Origin of the sequence: Streptomyces gobiensis, assembly GCF_021216675.1 — a bacterium.
GTDB lineage: Bacteria > Actinomycetota > Actinomycetes > Streptomycetales > Streptomycetaceae > Streptomyces > Streptomyces gobiensis.
On record NZ_CP086120.1, the window covers coordinates 5,555,501 to 5,572,390 of the forward strand.

Here is a 16,890-nt window from a genome sequence, read left to right on the forward strand (position 1 = left end):
CCACTGGACAGGGCCCCTCGTCGATCGGCCCAGCCCGGAACTCCTTTGGCGCAGCTGGACCACCGCTCGGGCTGCGGGCCTGTCACGGCCGTTGCAGGCTGCGAACACAAGCACCGACACGAGGGAGTACGGGTGAAACCGCCGGTCCATACCATCGCCCTGGCCCTGGCCGGACTGCTCACCGTGGTGACGGCCACGGCCTGTACGGGACAGGGCACACCTCTCACGACAAGGCCCGCGGGTCAGGCGGCCACCGAGCAATCGTCGCCCGCGCGCGACAAGCGCGGCGCCTTCACGCTCCTGGCGACCGGCGACATCATTCCGTATCCGTCCATTATCCAGCAGGCGCGGACCGACGCGGGCGACAGCGGCTACGACTTCCGGCAGATCCTCGCGGGGGTCGAACCGCTGATCTCCGACGCCGATGTGGCGATCTGCCATATGGAAACGCCCTACGCCGCCGAGTCCGGGCCCTTCACCGGATATCCGCTCTTCCGCTCCCCACCGCAGATCGCCGCGGCCCTGCGGGACACCGGCTACGACAGCTGTTCGACAGCGTCGAACCACACCCTCGACGACGGCTTCGCCGGGGTACGCCGCACCCTGGACGCCCTCGATACGGCGGGGGTACGGCACACCGGCTCCGCCCGCACCGCGAAGGAGGCGCGGCGCCCGGCCCGGCTGAGCGCGGGCGGCGCCCAGCTCGCCCATCTCGCCTACACCTACGGCACCAACGGCATCCCGGCCCCACGGGACAAGCCCTGGGCCGTCAGCATGCTCGACCCCGACCGTGTGATCGCCGACGCCCGGGCCGCCCGGCGCGCGGGCGCCGATATCGTCATCGTCAGCCTGCACTGGGGCACCGAATGGCAACAGGCCCCCGACACGCGGCAGCTGCGGATGGCCCGTAAGCTGACCGCCGCCCGCAGCGACGGAGAACGCGATATCGACCTGATCATCGGCACCCACAACCATGTCCCGCAGCCCTACGAGAAGGTCAACGGGACCTGGGTGGTCTACGGTCTGGGCGACCAGGTCGCCAGCTTCATCCCCGCCATGTACCGCGGCAACGAGGGATCCATGGCCCGCTTCACCTTCACCCCCCGCCCGGGCAGCGACCGCTGGACCGTGACCAGGCCGGAGTATCTGGTCAGCCACTCGGACACCGGCCCGCCCTTCCGGGTGGTCCGGGCCACGCCGCAACGCCACCGGGAGGTGCACGCCCGGGTGAGCGAGGCCGTCCTGAGCCGGGGCGCGGCCAAGGACGGACTGCGCGAAGGCAGGTGACGCGCGGACGCGAAGGTAACGCTCAGAGCAGAAAGCCCGCGGGAAAAGGGTCCTCGGGGTCGAGGAAGTACTGGGCGGTGCCGGTCAGCCAGGCCCGGCCTGTGATGGTGGGCACAACGGCGGGCGCCCCGCCGACCGTGGTCTCCTCGATGAGCCGCCCGGTGAAGCGGGTGCCGAGGAAGGATTCATTGACGAAGTCCGAGTGCAGCCCCAGCTCACCCCGGGCGTGCAGCTGGGCCATCCGGGCGCTGGTCCCGGTGCCGCAGGGTGAACGGTCGAACATCCCCGGATGGATCACCATGACATGCCGGGAGCGGTGGGCGTCCGCCCCAGGGGCGAGGAACTGCACATGGCGGCACCCGGCGATGCCCGGGTCGTCCGGATGCACCGGCCGGGCCTGCTCGTTGACGGCGTCCAGCAGGGTCAGACCCGCGTCCATGATGGCCCGGTGCGCACCCCGGTCGAAGGGCAGCCCGACCGCGTCAAGCGGCAGGATCGCGTAGAAGTTGCCACCGAAGGCCAGGTCGTAGCGGAGCTCACCGAACCGCGCCGCCCGCACCGTTCGGTCCAGCCCGGCGCTGAAGGAGGGCACATTGCGGATCGTCACCCCCTTTGCCGCGCCGTCCTCAACCCGTACCGAGGCGACCACCAGCCCCGCCGGGGTATCGAGCCGGACCGTGGTGACCGGCTCGGTCACCGGCACCATGCCGGTCTCCACCAGCACCGTCGCCACCCCGATCGTGCCGTGCCCGCACATCGGCAGACAGCCGGAGGTCTCGATATAGACCACGCCCCAGTCGGCGTCCGCCCGGGTGGCCGGTTGCAGGATCGCACCGCTCATGGCGGCGTGCCCGCGCGGCTCGTACATCAGCAGCGTGCGCAGCTCATCCAGTTCCTTCATGACATGGAGCCGCCGCTCGGCCATGGTGGCCCCCGGCAGCGCGCCGACACCGCCGGTGATGACCCGGGTCGGCATGCCCTCGGTGTGCGAGTCGACCGCGTGGAACACCCGGCTGGTCCTCATCGGTGTCCCGCCGCAAGCAGCTTCCCGGTGGCGGCGCGGACCATGGCGTCCTGCTCGGCCGTGAGCGGGACCCGGGGCGGGCGGCAGGGTCCGCCGTACCGTCCCGCCACCTCCATGGATGCCTTGATCGCCTGGACGAACTCGGTTCTGGAATCCCAGCGCAGCAACGGATGCAGCGCCCGGTAGAGGGGCAGCGCCGCTGCCAGATCGCCGGACACCCCGGCATGGTAGAGGGCGGCACAGGAGGCGGGCAGCGCGTTGGGGTATCCCGCTACCCAGCCGACGGCCCCGCTGACGGCGAGCTCCAGCAGCACATCATCGGCCCCGGCCAGCACATCGAGGCCAGGCGCGAGTTCGGCGATCTCATAGCTACGACGCACATCGCCGCTGAACTCCTTGACCGCGACGATCGCCCCCTCGCCGTACAGCCGGGCGAGCAGCGACGGGGCGAGATCGACCCGGGTGTCATGCGGATTGTTGTAGGCGATGACCGGCAGCCCCGCCTCGGCCACCGCGGTGAAGTGGCCGAGCACCGCGCGCTCATCGGCCCGGTAGCCGTTCGGCGGAAGCAGCAGCACCGAGCGGCAGTCGGTCGCCACCGCCTGCTCGGCCCAGCGACGGGCGGCCCGCGCACCATAGGCCGCGACACCCGGCACCACCCGTGCACCACCGACCGCCGCGACGGCCGTCTCGACGACCCGGCTGCGCTCCTCATCGCTGAGCGTCTGATATTCGCCCAGCGAGCCGTTGGGCACCACACCGTCGCAGCCCTGCTCCACCAGCCAGCGGCAGTGCTCACCGTAGGCCTCGTAATCCACCGATAAATCGTTGCGCAGCGGCAGCGCGGTGGCGACGAGCAGGCCGTGCCATGGCTGGGTTCTGCGTGGGGTCACGCGCTCGGTCACGCGCTCGGTCAAGGGCTCGGTCCCGGGATCGGTCATGGGTTCTCTCCCTCGTAGGTGGCGAGATCGGACAGCCGGATCGGGTGCGCGATCGGGCGGGCGCCGAGCCCGGCGGCCCCGCCCGTGAGCAGCCCCGTGGCGAAGCCGCACACCCGTGCCTGGCAGGGGCCCATACCGATGCGGGTGAGCAGCTTCACCGAACGCGCATCGCAGGCCCCCAGCTCCTGGGCGGCGCGCAGCCGGGCGTACGGAACCTTCTCGCAGCGGCAGATGACGGTGTCCGCGTGCAGCCAGCTCCGCCAGCCGTCCCGCACGGGGAAGGCCGTGTGCAGTACGGCGGCGAAGCCGCGCAGCCGGGCACGGCGTCGGCGCAGCGTGGCGGGGACCGGGGCCCGGGCCGCCGCCAGACCGGCGATGGTTCCCTCCACCGCGGCCAGCCCCGCACCGCCGACGCCGGTGAGCTCGCCGGCCGTGTAGACGCCGGGCACACTGGTGCGCTGCCGGTCATCGACGGCCAGGACCTGACCGCCACCGGTATCGCGGGTGGTCGCACAGCCCAGCTGCAGCGGCAGTTCGAGCTGCGGGGTGAAGCCGTATCCGAACGCGAGGGTGTCACAGGCGATATGGCGCTCCGACCCCCGCACCGGCCGCCAGCCCGAGTCGAGCCGGGCCGTAGTGACACCCTTCAGCGACCCCTCGCCGTGCGCGGCGATCACCGTGCGGCCGGTGCGGTACGGGACCCGGTGCCGGGCGAGTACCGCGGCGTACCGGGCCGCCTCCAGCAGCCTCCCCGGCGGGACGGCACCAGCCCCGCGCACCAGCGCCGGAAGCGGTGAGTTCGCCTCGTATACGCCCACCACCCGAGCCCCCGCCGTGGCGAGCCCCGAGGCCACCGGCAGCAGAAACGGCCCGGTGCCCGCGACCAGCACGCGGTCGCCCGCCACCACCCCGCTCCCCTTCAGCAGCGCCTGGGCACCGCCCGCGGTGAGCACACCGGGCAGCTCCCAGCCGGGGAACGGCAGCACCCGGTCACAGGCCCCGGTCGCCAGCACCAGCGCCCGCGCGGCCACCGTCACCGGGCGCTCCTCGCGGTCGCCGCTCAGACAGTGCGCCGCCCCCGGCTCCACGGCCCAGACCCGGTGCCCCGGCAGCAGATGGACCGGCAGCCCGCCCACGGCCGAGGTCAGCCGGGCGAGCCCGCGTGGGAGCCGGGCGTCCGGCGGGTGCCGGAAGAACTGCCCGCCGGGCCGGGCACCCGCGTCGGTGACCGCCACCCGCAGTCCGGCACGGGCGGCGGCCACAGCGGCGCTGAGCCCCGCGGGCCCGGCGCCGATCACCAGCAGGTCATACGTCATGACCCGGTCACCACCTCATCGCCCGGCCGGGCCTCGGTGACGCAAGCCCGCAGCGTGGCGCTGCCGTTGACCGTGACCACACAGGAGAAGCAGACCCCGATCCCGCAGAACACCAGCCGGACCCCGGCCGCGTGCAGCGCCGCGCCGATGGTCTGTCCCGGCCGCAGTGGCACCGCGGTGCCGTTCACCGTGAGCTCGTTCATGTGCTGAACCTCCCCGGTCGGAAAGGCGCGAGATCGACCGGTGGCCTGGCTCCGGTCAGCAGCGCGGCGATCGCCTCGCCGGTGGCCGGGGCGAGACCGATACCGGCGCCCTCATGGCCGCAGGCGTGGAACAGGCCGGGCCGCCCCGGGTCAGGGCCGATCACCGGGAGCTGGTCCGGGCAGTAGGGCCTGAAGCCGCAGTAGGTCCGGATGGCCCGTACCTGGCCCAGCGCCGGAAACAGCCGCACCGCCTGCGCTGCCAGCCGCCCCAGCACCGGCAGCGACACCCTCCGGTCGAAGCCGACCCGTTCCCGGCTCGCCCCGATCAGCACCGTGCCCGCGGGCGTGGACTCGACCACGGGTGAAGTCTCCAACCCGGCGGCGTCGCTGGCTACATCGCGGACATAGGCCGCCGTGTAGACCTTGTGCCGGATATATCCGGTCGGCAGCGGCTCGGTCACCAGCACGAAGCCGCGCCGGGGCAGGACCGGCAGCTCGGTGCCCGCGAGCGCCGCCACCTCACCGCCCCAGGGCCCGGCGGCGTTCACCACTGCGGCGGCGGGCAGGTCGCCGTCCGTGGTGCGCACTCCGGCGACCCGGTCGCGGCCCAGCACTCCGGTGACCCGGGTGCCGGTAAGGACCATGGCACCGCTGTGCCTGAGCAGCCGCGCCGTGGCCAGCATGGGCTGGACCTGCGCGTCCTGCGGATAGAACACACCCCCCGCCAGGCCATCGGACAGCAGGGGCTCATAGTTCCGCAGCTCCCGCGCGGCCACCGCCCGCTGCTGGACGCCACTGGCACGCTGTGCGGTCGCCAGTGCGGTGAGCGCTGTGCGGCTCTGTTCGGTCGGGGCCACGACGAGTCCGCCCTTGGGTTCGTATTCAAACCCACCGGCCTGCGCAAGCTCGCGCCATAACCGGCTGGACCGCAGCGCGAGCCGTAGCTCGGGCCCCGGCTGCTTATCGGAGAGCAGCACATTGCCCTCGCCAGCGCCGCTGGTGCCGCCCGCGACCGGCCCCCGGTCCACGACCACCACGTCAAGTCCGGACCGGGCGGCGTAGTAGGCACAGGCGGCGCCGACCAGCCCGGCTCCGATGACGACCACATCGGCCGCCCTCGCTGTCCCGTTGCGCAACGGACCCCCTTGAGCGACCGACGCCGGGCGCGCCGAGCAAATCGGCGCCATGGACCGTTCCCGCTGGAATGCTGCCCCGTGCACGGATATTTCATGGGCGGGGCTGGACAAGGAAGGCATCCGAGTGCGTACCTATGGCCCGCTGTTCCGGCTGCCCGGTGCCCGCGCCTTTGTGGTCGCTGGTTTTGTGGGCCGGTTTCCCATGTCCATGCGGAGCCTCGGCTGTCTGCTGATGATCTCGCTGCTGACCGGTTCCTACGCACTGGCCGGTGGTGTGACGGCGGCGTTGACCCTCGCACAGGCCGTGGCCGCTCCGGTGCTGGGGCGGGCGGCGGACCGGCATGGTCAGCGCACGGTCATCCCGGTGACGCTGACGGCGCACGGCTGCGGGATGGCCGCCCTCATCGTCCTGGCCACGCAGGGGAGACCAGCCTGGGCACTGGTCGGCGCGGCGGTGCTCGCCGGGGGGTCGGCGCTTCCGCTGGGGTCTTTGGTGCGGACCCGGTGGACGGCGCTGGTGGGCGGAACCCCACAGCTGTCGGCCGCCTTCGCCCTGGAGTCGGTGCTGGACGAGGCCATCTTCGTACTCGGTCCGGTCCTGGTGACCGCACTGGCCGTGGGCCTGTTTCCGGCCGCGGGGCTGGCCGGTGCGCTGCTCCTGACCGCGATGGGCTCACTGGGGCTCGCGGCGGCGCGCCGTACCGAGCCACCCCGCTCAAGGACCATGGAGCGCGGCCGCCGGGAAGCCCTGCTGCGCACCCGGGGCGTGGCCACGCTGCTGACCGTGCACGCCGCGTTGGGTGTCTTTCTCGGCGCGGTGGACGTAGGCATCGTCGCCTTCGCGACGGAGCGCGGATCAGCGGGAGCGGCCGGAGTGCTGCTGGCACTGGTGGCGGTGGGCAGCCTGGCCGCGGGTCTCGTCTACGGCGGCGTGCGGTCCTGGCGGTTCGCGCTGCCGGAGCGTTTCCTCCTGCTGGCCATCGCCCTGTGCCTGCTGTCCGTGCCCCTGGTCTTCGCGCGGACCATTCCGGTGATGGCCCTGAGCGCGGTCCTCGCGGGGATGGCCGTATCGCCCATGCTGATCTCCGGCAACGCCCTGGTCGAGTCGCTGGCGCGGCGTACGAAGCTGACCGAGGGCTTCTCATGGCTGTCCAGCGCGGTGACCGTGGGAATGGCGGCAGGCACGGCGGCCGCGGGCTTCCTGGTCGACGCGGGCAGCAGCCGCAGCGCTCTGGTGTGTGCGGTCCTCAGCGCGGCGGTGGCCGCCATCGCCGCGGCCGCGGGCCGCCGCCGGCTGCGGGTGGCCGCGCAGCCTCAGCCGCCGATGTCCTGGCCCGCGTAGGGACTGAGCACCCCTTGCCAGATCAGGACCAGGAGGACGACACCCACGACGACCCGGTACCAGACGAACGGCATAAAGCTGCGGGTCTCAATAAAGCGCATAAACCACGCGATGACGGCGTATCCGATGAGTCCGCCGACCACCGTGGCGAAGATCGTCGGCCCCCAGGAGACATGGTCGGCATCATTGCCGATCTCCTTCAGCTCATAGGCTCCGGACCCCAGCACCGCCGGGATGGCGAGCAGAAAGGAGTACCGGGCCGCCGATGCGCGGTTATAGCCGAGGAACAGCCCGCCGGTCATCGTCGAGCCGGAGCGGGACATCCCGGGGATCAGCGCGAGCGCCTGCCACAGGCCGAAGAGCACGCCGTCCCGGACGTTCAGCTGAGCCAGTTCCTTGCGCGGCTTCGCGGCCCGGTGCCGGCCGCCGTTCTCCGCCCGCTCCGCGATACGGTCCGCGACGCCCAGTGCGATACCGAGCACGACAAAGCTCAGCGCGATCAGCCGGAGATCGCGGAAGGGCCCTTCGATCGAGTCCTTGAAGATGACCCCGAGCACCCCGATCGGGATGGAGCCGGCGATCACCAGCCACCCCATCCGGGCATCGAGCTCACCGCGCGCTTCCTTGTCCGTCAGCGACCGGGACCATGCGGTGATGATGCGCGCGATGTCCTTGCGGAAGAAGATGAGGATGGCGAGTTCGGTACCGATCTGAGACACGGCTGTGAAGGCCGCACCGGGATCCTCCCAGCCCGCGGCCACGGCTGTGAGCCGCAGATGTGCGCTGGAGGAGATCGGCAGGAACTCGGTCAGCCCCTGGACGATCCCAAGAATGAATGACTCAAACCAAGACATGTCGGGTTGCGCTCGTCCTTGTGATCGTCGGGCAGTTCGGATCAGATGCTATGGCCAGTCCAGGACCGGTGCGCCGCGCGGGTGGGGTTAGCGGGTGGGATCAGGGTGCGCGGCTGCCCGCAACTGTCCGCGCTTGCGCCAGGCGATGACGGCGGCGACCACACCCGTGATCGCGATAAAACCGAAGGCGGCGAGGAAGGCGGGCGAGGTCGGTGCTGTCGCGCGGCTGCCCGCGACCACATAGGCCACGGTGTTGGGTACGCTGCCCAGCGCCGTGGCCGACAGAAAGGTGAGCCAGCTCATCCGGGACACAGCGGCCGTGTAGTTCGAGGCCGCGAACGGCACTCCGGGTACCAGGCGCAGCACCAGCACCGCACGGAAGCCGTGCTGGCTGAGCTGCCGGTCACCCGCCGCCAGCCAGCGGCCGCGCAGCAGGGGACGCAGCGCGTCCTGACCCAGCAACCGCCCCAGTCCAAAGGCGATTCCCGCACCCAGGACCGTCCCGGCCAACGCGGACGTGGTTCCGGCCGGGGTCCCGAACAGCACCCCCGCCGCGAGATTCAGCACCGGCCTGGGCGCGAACGCCGCGGTGCACACCCCGTACGCCACCGCGAAGATCACCACAGCCGCGCCGCCGGACAGCCGGACCGCCCACTGCTCGGTCAGCAGCCGCTGCGGCTCGTACAGCACAAAGGCCGTCGCAGCCGCGGTGAGCAACATGATGAGCAGGCTGAGACGGGCCCAGGGGGAGAGCAGCCCCCCGGTGCAGCGAGCACAGGCAGGACGGCGTCTGAGGGGCTGCGTAGCGGCGGCGGGCACCGATGGAGAGTAACCGACGGACGTGACGTTCCGGCGGCTATCAGGTGGTGGCTCCCGCATCCGCACGAGGCCGCCGGGAAAACCGTTCGACGCGGGCCCGTTGACCGCGCGATCATCATGGCCATGTTCCGGTACGCCTTCACCACAGCACCGTCCGCAGTCGCGGACGCGCTGAAGGCTGCCGCTTTCCCGTTCTTCTTCGTGGCCGCCGACGGCGCCCGACGCTGACCCTTCCCGGACCGTCCAGGGGACCCCACAGGGGGAGGGTCGGCCAAGCCCCGGGGTCCAGCACCACACCACAGCCATGAGGAAGCAGCCATGTCCAAGCAGGCCTACGTGCGCACCAAGCCGCACCTCAACATCGGAACGATGGGCCACGTCGACCACGGCAAGACCACGCTCACCGCCGCCATCACCAAGGTGCTCAGCGACCGTGGCACCGGCACCTACGTGCCCTTCGACCGCATCGACCGGGCTCCGGAGGAGGCGGCGCGGGGCATCACCATCACCATCGCGCATGTCGAGTACGAGACCGGCACCCGGCACTACGCGCATGTCGACATGCCCGGCCACGCCGACTTCATCAAGAACATGGTGACCGGCGCGGCCCAGCTCGACGGGGCGATCCTGGTCGTATCCGCCCTCGACGGCGTCATGCCGCAGACCGCCGAGCATGTACTGCTGGCCCGGCAGGTCGGCGTTGAGCACATCGTCGTCGCCCTCAACAAAGCCGACGCGGGCGACCCCGAGCTCACCGACCTGGTCGAGCTGGAGGTCCGCGAGCTGCTGACCGCACACGGCTACGCCGGGAACACCCTGCCGGTCGTACGCGTCTCCGGGCTCCGCGCACTGGACGGTGAGCCACGCTGGACGGCCGCCGTCGAGGCGCTCCTGGACGCCGTCGACACCTATGTGCCGACGCCGGAGCGGTACGTGGACGCCCCCTTCCTGCTGCCGGTGGAAAACGTGCTCACCATCACCGGGCGCGGCACCGTCGTCACCGGTGCCGTCGAGCGCGGAACGGTCCGTACCGGCGACCGGGTGCAGGTGCTCGGTGCCGGGGTGGAGACCGTGGTCACCGGCGTGGAGACCTTCGGACGCACGATGGAGGAGGCGCAGGCCGGGGACAGTGTCGCGCTGCTGCTGCGCGGAGTGCCGCGCGACGCCGTACGCCGCGGCCATATCGTCGCCGCGCCCGGCAGCGTCACCCCACGGCGCGGTTTCACCGCCGAGGTCTATCTGCTGTCCGCCTCGGAGGGCGGCCGCCGCACCGCGGTGACCAGCGGCTACCGGCCGCAGTTCTACATCCGTACCGCGGATGTGGTCGGCCGTCTCGGGCTGGGCGCGCTGGGCGCCGCCCGGCCTGGCGACACCGTCACCGTGACGGTCGAGCTCGGCCACCCGGTGCCGCTGGAGGCGGGTCTCGGCTTCGCCATCCGGGAAGGCGGCCGCACCGTCGGGGCCGGGACCGTCACGGCCGTGGCCGACGACTGACCCGCCCGTCCCGGCCTCCGGGTACGCCCGTGGGCCGGGACACCGCGACAATAGGAGGGTGGACGAACCGATACCCGTGATCCGGGCCGTGGACCAGGGCATCGCCAGACTGCTGCCCGATGTCGACCACGCCCACGCCTGGCTGCTCACGGTCGACGGCGCGCCCCAGTCGTATGTGGACCTCGATGACCCCACCCACCTTGAGTTCGAGTACGCCCGCAGGCTCGCCCATGTCCTCGATACGGCGGCCGGTCCAGGCCCGCTCGATCTGCTGCACCTCGGCGGCGGCGCGCTCACCCTGCCCCGCTACGCCGCGGCCACCCGCCCCGGATCGCGCCAGCGGGTGGTGGACGCGGACCGCCAGCTGATCAGACTGGTCAACGAGTACCTTCCGCTCCCGGACGGCTCGGGCATCACGGTGCGGGCCGCCGACGCCCGTGCCGCGCTGGAGGCCACCGAGCCGTCCTCCGTCGATGTCCTGATCGCGGATGTCTTCGGGGGCACCCGAGTCCCCGCACATTTGACCACCGTGCAGTACGCCCGCGCCGCCGCCCGCGTGCTGCGGCCGCACGGCGTCTATGTGGCCAACCTCGCCGACCGCGCCCCCTTTGGCTTCCTGCGCTCGCAACTCGCCACCCTCGGCGCGGTCTTCGCACAGCTGTGTCTGATCGCCGAGCCCACCGTGCTGCGCGGCCGCCGCTTCGGCAATACGATCCTGGCCGGCTCCCAGGCGGAGCTGCCGGTGGCCGAGATCGCCCGGCGCGCCGCCGCCGACGCCTTCCCGGCCCGGGTCGAGCACGGCTGCGCGCTGGAGCGTCTGACCGGAGACGCCCAGCCCGTTCAGGACGGTGCGGCGGTGCCCTCCCCCGAGCCCCCGGACGGCGCCTTCACCCTCGGCTGACCGGTTCCCGCCCCGGCCCGGCCGCTTTCGGCCCTCGCACGCCACCACCGCTCCTCCCACCCTGAAGCTACTCGTTGGTAATGTTCGGGCATGTCAGAGAACCTGCCCTCAATCGGCGAGATGCTGGCGGCCACCGTGCCGATGGCCCGCACCCTTAACCTCGACTTCACCGAGACCACGGTCGAGCGCGCCGTGGTCCGTCTCCCGGACCAGAGCGAATATCACAACCACGTCGGCGGCCCGCACGCCGGAGCGATGTTCACGCTCGCCGAGTCCGCCAGTGGTGCGATCGTTCTTGCCGCCTTCGGCGACCAGCTCTCCCGCGCCGTCCCGCTCGCCGTTCGCGCTGAGATCGGCTACAAGAAGCTCGCCATGGGCCCTGTCACCGCCACCGCCGAGCTCGGCCGGCCCGCCGCCGATGTCGTCAAGGAGCTGGACGCGGGGGAGCGGCCGGAATTTCCGGTGAATGTGGCCATCACCCGTGAGGATGGCGCTGTCACCGGAGAGATGACGATCGTCTGGACGCTCCGGCCGAACAGCTGACTGGCGCTGATCGGTTAGGCTTCCCGGCGTGTGTCCCTGTACCCGGGCGCACGCCGGGACAGCACACGTACGGGGAGGAAGCGGCGTTGGACATCCAGGGCTGGCTGGAGACGATTCCGCCGCTGGCGATTTACTCGCTGGTCACCGCGGTCATTCTGATTGAGATGCTCGGGGTGCCGCTGCCCGGCGAAATCATCCTGGTCAGCTCCGCGCTGCTCGCCTCGCAGGGCTATGTCGACCCGGTGTGGATCGGTATCTGCGCCACCATCGGCGCCGTCGTCGGTGACTCGCTGGGCTATCTCATCGGCCGCAAGGGCGGCAGGCCCCTCTTCGGCTGGCTCGGGAAGAAGTTCCCCAAGCACTTCTCGCCCGAGAACATCGCGTCGGCCGAGCGCTCCTTCGAGCGCTGGGGCGCCTGGGCGGTGTTCTTCGGCCGCTTTGTCGCCCTGCTGCGGATCTTCGCCGGGCCGCTCGCGGGCGTACTGCGGATGCCGTACTGGAAGTTCCTGTGCGCCGATGTGCCCGGTGGAATCCTCTGGGCGGGCGGCACGACCGCCGTTGTCTACTACGCCGGGGTGGTCGCGGAGGAATGGCTCAAGCGCTTCTCCTGGATCGGCCTGATCATCGCGGTGCTGGCCGGTGTCTGCTCGATGTGGATCGTCAAGCGCCGCGCGAAGAAGTCCGCGGCCCGGCGTGCCGCCAAGTCCGCCGCCGGGACCGAGACGGCGCGGGACACCGTCTCGGTCGCCGACTGAGCGGCCAGGACGTCAGCGACGGCCGTCTCCGGGTGACTCCTGGTGGGTGCGGACCAGTTCCTGGTACATCGCCGCGTTCACCTTGATGCCCTCGCGCTCCTCAGCGGTCAGCTCCCGCTTGACCTTCGCGGGCACCCCCGTGACCAGCGAGCCGGGCGGGATCTCCATGCCCTGCGGCACCAGCGCCTGCGCGGCGATCAGTGAACCGGCGCCGACGCGAGCGCCGTTGAGCACGGTGGCCCCCATGCCGACCAGCACATCGTCCTCCACCGTGCAGCCGTGCAGCACCGCGTTGTGCCCCACGGAGACCCGCTCCCCGACGCTGACCGGGAAGCCCGGGTCGACGTGCACGGTGCAGTTGTCCTGGATATTGCTGTCCGCCCCGATGTCGATGGGGCCGCAGTCACCACGCAGCACGGCGCCGTACCAGACGCTGGCCCCCGCGGCCAGTGACACCTCGCCGACCACCACGGAGGCCGGGGCCACATAGGCGTCCGCGTGCACCCTCGGCTCTTTGCCGCCCACAGCCGCTATCACCGCTCGCTGCACCATCTTCGTCGCTCACTTCTCTCGGTGTGCTCATCGCGCCTCTCCCCGCACCGTAAGCGATGGTGTGGGGTAAAGATCACAGCACACCCGTGGGCCAACCGGCTGGCGTGCCGATTACGGTGATCCCGTGCGATCGAGCCGGAACGCCTTCTCCGCGCTGCTCTCCCGGGCCGTGCACCGCACCTGGCGCTGGGCGCAGCAGGCGGGCGCCGTCACCGCCGAGCGGCCGGGCCCGTACGCCTTCCGCCGCATCGGCACCGGCACCCGGCTCGCCTTCCCGCAGGGCACTGTCTTCGGCACCCCCTGGATGGAGCTCGGTGACCACTGTGTCATCGGCGCGGAGGTGACGCTCACCGCCGGGATGATGCCGGATCTCGACCTCGGCCCGGACACCATTCTGCGGCTGGGCGACGGCGTGGTCCTGGGTCGCGGCAGCCATCTCATCGCCGATACGCAGGTGACGATTGGCGATGACGTCTTCTGCGGCCCGTACTGCTATGTGACCTCGACCAATCACTCCTACGACGACCCCCACGCCCCGGTCGGCAAGCAGTGGCCGCGCACCGCGCCGGTAGAGATCGGTGCGGGCAGCTGGCTCGGGCATGGCGCGGTGGTGCTGCCCGGGGCGCGGCTGGGCCGCAATGTGGTGGTGGCGGCCGGGTCGGTGGTACGTGGCGAGGTGCCGGATCACGCGGTGGTCGCCGGTGCCCCGGCCAAGGTCGTACGGCGCTGGGACCCCGAGGAGGGCTGGCGGCCACCGCTGCGTACCCCGCCGCCGGTGCCGGTGCCGGAGGGGATCAGCCCACAGGAACTGCTGGCGCTCGCGGAACTTGATACGGAGCGGTCCGCACCGGGCACACTGGACCCAGCAGCCGATCACTGACCGGCCGGGAGCCGGAGCCCGGAGGTGCACCGCCCGTGGATCCCCGTCTGTTGCGGATTCTGCTGGTCTCCATCGTGGCGCTGCAGGCCCTGGCGCTGCTGGTCTACGCGATCAAGCGGATCTAGCCGGCTCAGCCCGTGGCCACCGGCTCAGCCCGTGGCCAGCAGTACGGTCCCGGCCAGGGCCAGTCCCGCGCCCGCCGCCTGGACCGCACGCAGCCGCTCCTGGAGCATGCCGCGCGCGGCGAGTGCGGTGACGACCGGGTAGAGCGAGGCGAGCACCGCCGCGACCGTGACCGGGCCGTTCTGGGCGGCGAGCATATAGGTCCCGTTGGCCGCCACATCGGCCAGCCCGACCAGAGCCAGGGCGGGCACCGCGGCGCGCAGCGCGGGCCAGCCGTCCCCCGGCAGGGCGGGCACCCCACGGCGCAGCTGCACCAACAGCGCCGCGCCGCCGACCATGACATTGAGCACCCGCTGGACAAACAGCGCGAGGAACAGTCCGGCCATGGTCGTCGAGGCGTGCTCGATCAGGGCCATCACCGAGCCGAAGCCGAAGGCCGCGACCAGCGTCAGCACGATCGTCTGCCGTGGCACCGGCGCTCCGCCCCGCTGTGGGCCGCAGGCCAGCACCACCCCGGTCACCGCGACAAGGATGCCCGTGATCTGCAGCCACCCGGGGCGCTCGCCCAGCGCGAGCCCGACACCGACGGGCACCGCCACACCGCCCAGCGCGCCGAGCGGGGAGACCACGCCCATCGGGCCCAGCGCCAGCGCACGGTAGAAGGCGAGCATGCCGATCGGGCCGACGACGCCCGCCGCGACGGCGAACCACAGCTGGGGGCCGAACTCGCTCCAGCCGCCCGTCGCGATCACGATCGCGCCCAGCACGGCCGCGGCCAGGATCTGCGAGACCACGACGACCGTCAGCGCTGACATACGCCGGGTCAGCAGCCCGCCGCCAAAGTCGGCCAGTCCCCACATCAGGCTGGTGGCCAGGGCTAGAACGGCGGTCATCGGGCACCTCGCAGTACAGTATGTTGAACGATTGAGTCCAGCACACCGTAGTGCAGCATATTGCACTCTCTTATGCAAAATATTTGATGCCCTTGGAGGGGGCCCGTGACAGACCTCGACCACCTCACGCAGTCGCTCGCCCGCAATCTCAAGCGGCTGCGCACGGAGCGCGGCTTCACCCTGGACGCGCTCGCCGCCCGGGCCGGAGTCAGCCGGGGCATGCTCATCCAGATCGAGCAGGCCCGTACCAACCCCAGCGTCGGCACCGTGGTGAAGGTCGGCGACGCGCTCGGCGTGAGCATCACCAGCCTGCTCGACTACGACCAGGAGCCGAAGGTACGCATCGTGCCCGCCGAACAGGCGGTACGACTGTGGTCCACGGAGGCGGGCAGCCACAGCACCCTGCTCGCCGGAGCGGAGGCCCCCGGCCCGCTGGAGCTGTGGTCCTGGCGGCTGATGCCCGGCGACAGCAGTACCTCCGACCCGCACCCGGTCGGCACAACCGAACTGCTCCATGTCAGGGCGGGCGTGCTCACCCTCTCGGTGGACGGCGAGGACCATCAGGTGCCCGCCGGGACCTCGGCCTCCTTTGAATCCCATGTCCCGCACGGCTACCGCAACGACGGCGACCAGCCCGTCGAGATGACCCTGGCGGTCTCCGTCCCGGCCCCGGGCTGACCGCCCCTCAGCCCAGCCGGGGAATCTCCATCGCGGGGCAGCGGTCCATCACCATCTCCACCCCGGCCGCACGGGTGCGCTCATACGCCGCTTCGTCGATCACTCCCAGCTGGAACCAGACCGCCTTCGCCCCGATCGCCACCGCCTCGTCCGCGATCTGCCCGGCCAGCTCGGAGTTGACGAACACATCGACAACATCCACCGGGAAGGGGATCTCCGCCAGCGTCGCGTAGCCCCGTTCCCCCCGCACCGTCTCCGCCCTGGGATGGACAGGCACCACACGCTTCCCGAAGCCCCGCAGGACCTGGGCCACGCCATAGGCCGCGCGCCCGGTGTTGTTCGACAGGCCGACCACCGCCCAGGTGTCACCCGCCGAGGTCAGAATCCTGCGTACCGTCGATGCGTCCGCGTACATATCCCGCTCAACCAGCACCCCCACCGGGTCATTCCCGGCGGCCGCGCCGGGCGGCATAGGGTGGCCGGATGCAGGAGCGATATGTGACGGTCGCCGGTGAGGGCGTGCACGAGACCGAGGTCAGCCGCTCGCGTTTCATCTGCGCGCTGGCCCCCGCCGCCACCGAGCAGGAGGCGCAGGACTTCGTCGCACGCGTCCGCGAAGAGCACCCGGCCGCCAGCCACAACTGCTACGCCTATGTCCTCGGCACCGACGGCGGCGTCCAGAAGGCCAGCGACGACGGCGAGCCCGGCGGTACCGCCGGAGTTCCCATGCTCCAGATGCTGCTGCGCCGCGAAGTCCGCTATGCGGTGGCGGTCGTCACCCGCTACTTCGGCGGCACCAAGCTCGGCGCGGGCGGACTGATCCGCGCGTACGGCGGCGCGGTCGGCGCAGCCCTCGACACCCTGGGCACTGTCACCAGGCAGCGGTTCCGGCTGGTCAGCGTCACCGTCGACCACCAGCGGGCGGGCAAGCTCGAGAACGAACTGCGGTCCACCGGGCGCTCCGTGCGCGACGTGCGCTACGGCGCCGAGGTCACCATCGAGCTCGCACTGCCCGAATCCGGCCTCGGCGCCTTCCGGGCCTGGCTCGCCGACAGCACCGCGGGAACGGCCCGTACCGAGCTCGGCGCAGAGGCGTACGGAACGCTCTGAAGCCCGATGCCCGGGAGGCGGCGCACGCTGTCAGTGGCT

19 protein-coding genes are annotated in these 16,890 nt (G+C 71.5%); 9 read left to right on the forward strand and 10 right to left on the reverse strand.

Features of this window, described 5'->3' with window-relative positions; translation table 11 throughout:
* The first annotated feature begins 132 nt into the window (after nucleotides 1-132).
* Nucleotides 133-1,287 carry a CapA family protein gene (locus tag test1122_RS25875; RefSeq protein ID WP_232271581.1) on the forward strand — a complete coding sequence of 385 codons (1,155 nt, stop codon included), beginning with the start codon at nucleotides 133-135 and terminating at the stop codon, nucleotides 1,285-1,287.
* Nucleotides 1,288-1,309: 22 nt separating this feature from the next.
* Here the strand turns inward: test1122_RS25875 and test1122_RS25880 are convergent, their stop codons facing one another.
* From test1122_RS25880 to test1122_RS25900, 5 genes are read right to left on the reverse strand one after another with little or no spacing between them, the layout of a single operon-like run.
* Nucleotides 1,310-2,311 carry a proline racemase family protein gene (locus test1122_RS25880; protein ID WP_232271582.1) on the reverse strand — a complete coding sequence of 334 codons (1,002 nt, stop codon included), beginning with the start codon at nucleotides 2,309-2,311 and terminating at the stop codon, nucleotides 1,310-1,312.
* Entirely contained in the window at nucleotides 2,308-3,252 is a 945-nt protein-coding gene (locus test1122_RS25885) for a dihydrodipicolinate synthase family protein (protein ID WP_232271583.1), read from the reverse strand. Before test1122_RS25885 ends, test1122_RS25880 begins: the two co-directional genes overlap by 4 nt.
* Nucleotides 3,249-4,568: an FAD-dependent oxidoreductase gene (locus test1122_RS25890; RefSeq protein ID WP_232271584.1), complete on the reverse strand. Its 1,320-nt coding sequence runs from the start codon at nucleotides 4,566-4,568 to the stop codon at nucleotides 3,249-3,251. Before test1122_RS25890 ends, test1122_RS25885 begins: the two co-directional genes overlap by 4 nt.
* Entirely contained in the window at nucleotides 4,565-4,771 is a 207-nt protein-coding gene (locus tag test1122_RS25895) for a (2Fe-2S)-binding protein (RefSeq protein WP_232271585.1), read from the reverse strand. The genes test1122_RS25890 and test1122_RS25895 overlap by 4 nt, the downstream gene beginning before the upstream one ends.
* Complete coding sequence (locus test1122_RS25900) at nucleotides 4,768-5,907, reverse strand: NAD(P)/FAD-dependent oxidoreductase (RefSeq protein ID WP_232271586.1); 1,140 nt, start codon at nucleotides 5,905-5,907, stop codon at nucleotides 4,768-4,770. Before test1122_RS25900 ends, test1122_RS25895 begins: the two co-directional genes overlap by 4 nt.
* Nucleotides 5,908-6,031: 124 nt before the next feature.
* Between test1122_RS25900 and test1122_RS25905 the strand changes: the two genes are divergently transcribed.
* Nucleotides 6,032-7,249 (forward strand): MFS transporter, encoded by a 1,218-nt coding sequence (locus test1122_RS25905; RefSeq protein ID WP_232271587.1) that lies wholly within the window; start codon nucleotides 6,032-6,034, stop codon nucleotides 7,247-7,249.
* On the opposite strand, the gene test1122_RS25910 is transcribed toward test1122_RS25905, so the two are convergent.
* Nucleotides 7,222-8,103 (reverse strand): undecaprenyl-diphosphate phosphatase, encoded by an 882-nt coding sequence (locus test1122_RS25910; protein ID WP_232271588.1) that lies wholly within the window; start codon nucleotides 8,101-8,103, stop codon nucleotides 7,222-7,224. The two genes, test1122_RS25905 and test1122_RS25910, sit on opposite strands and share 28 nt — an antisense overlap.
* Nucleotides 8,104-8,190: 87 nt before the next feature.
* Nucleotides 8,191-8,982, reverse strand: coding sequence for a TVP38/TMEM64 family protein (locus tag test1122_RS25915; protein ID WP_232271589.1), 792 nt, complete (start codon nucleotides 8,980-8,982; stop codon nucleotides 8,191-8,193).
* A 258-nt stretch (nucleotides 8,983-9,240) separates the two neighbouring features.
* Between test1122_RS25915 and tuf the strand changes: the two genes are divergently transcribed.
* The 4 genes from tuf (at nucleotide 9,241) to test1122_RS25935 (ending at nucleotide 12,615) form a co-directional block, all read left to right on the forward strand.
* Nucleotides 9,241-10,416: an elongation factor Tu gene (gene tuf / locus test1122_RS25920; protein ID WP_232271590.1), complete on the forward strand. Its 1,176-nt coding sequence runs from the start codon at nucleotides 9,241-9,243 to the stop codon at nucleotides 10,414-10,416.
* A gap of 58 nt (nucleotides 10,417-10,474) precedes the next feature.
* Nucleotides 10,475-11,317: a spermidine synthase gene (locus test1122_RS25925; RefSeq protein ID WP_232271591.1), complete on the forward strand. Its 843-nt coding sequence runs from the start codon at nucleotides 10,475-10,477 to the stop codon at nucleotides 11,315-11,317.
* A gap of 90 nt (nucleotides 11,318-11,407) precedes the next feature.
* Nucleotides 11,408-11,860: a DUF4442 domain-containing protein gene (locus test1122_RS25930; RefSeq protein ID WP_232271592.1), complete on the forward strand. Its 453-nt coding sequence runs from the start codon at nucleotides 11,408-11,410 to the stop codon at nucleotides 11,858-11,860.
* Between the two features lie 86 nt (nucleotides 11,861-11,946).
* The gene (locus test1122_RS25935) at nucleotides 11,947-12,615 is read left to right on the forward strand and encodes a DedA family protein (protein WP_232271593.1); all 669 of its coding nucleotides are present in this window, start codon (nucleotides 11,947-11,949) and stop codon (nucleotides 12,613-12,615) included.
* A 12-nt stretch (nucleotides 12,616-12,627) separates the two neighbouring features.
* On the opposite strand, the gene test1122_RS25940 is transcribed toward test1122_RS25935, so the two are convergent.
* Nucleotides 12,628-13,167, reverse strand: a complete 540-nt coding sequence (locus test1122_RS25940) for a gamma carbonic anhydrase family protein (RefSeq protein ID WP_232271594.1) — start codon at nucleotides 13,165-13,167, stop codon at nucleotides 12,628-12,630.
* Nucleotides 13,168-13,291: 124 nt separating this feature from the next.
* On the opposite strand from test1122_RS25940, the gene test1122_RS25945 reads away from it, so the two are divergent.
* A complete protein-coding gene (locus test1122_RS25945) occupies nucleotides 13,292-14,047 on the forward strand; it encodes an acyltransferase (RefSeq protein ID WP_232271595.1) in 756 nt (251 codons plus the stop codon).
* A 149-nt stretch (nucleotides 14,048-14,196) separates the two neighbouring features.
* On the opposite strand, the gene test1122_RS25950 is transcribed toward test1122_RS25945, so the two are convergent.
* On the reverse strand, nucleotides 14,197-15,063 hold the full coding sequence (locus tag test1122_RS25950) for an EamA family transporter (protein ID WP_232271596.1): 867 nt from the start codon (nucleotides 15,061-15,063) through the stop codon (nucleotides 14,197-14,199).
* Between the two features lie 105 nt (nucleotides 15,064-15,168).
* Between test1122_RS25950 and test1122_RS25955 the strand changes: the two genes are divergently transcribed.
* Nucleotides 15,169-15,741, forward strand: coding sequence for a helix-turn-helix domain-containing protein (locus tag test1122_RS25955; protein ID WP_232271597.1), 573 nt, complete (start codon nucleotides 15,169-15,171; stop codon nucleotides 15,739-15,741).
* Between the two features lie 7 nt (nucleotides 15,742-15,748).
* Here test1122_RS25955 and test1122_RS25960 read toward each other — a convergent pair whose 3' ends face one another.
* Nucleotides 15,749-16,156, reverse strand: a complete 408-nt coding sequence (locus test1122_RS25960; protein WP_232272077.1) for a CoA-binding protein — start codon at nucleotides 16,154-16,156, stop codon at nucleotides 15,749-15,751.
* 68 nt (nucleotides 16,157-16,224) lie between these two features.
* On the opposite strand from test1122_RS25960, the gene test1122_RS25965 reads away from it, so the two are divergent.
* On the forward strand, nucleotides 16,225-16,851 hold the full coding sequence (locus test1122_RS25965) for a YigZ family protein (RefSeq protein WP_232271598.1): 627 nt from the start codon (nucleotides 16,225-16,227) through the stop codon (nucleotides 16,849-16,851).
* Nucleotides 16,852-16,890 lie beyond the last annotated feature (39 nt).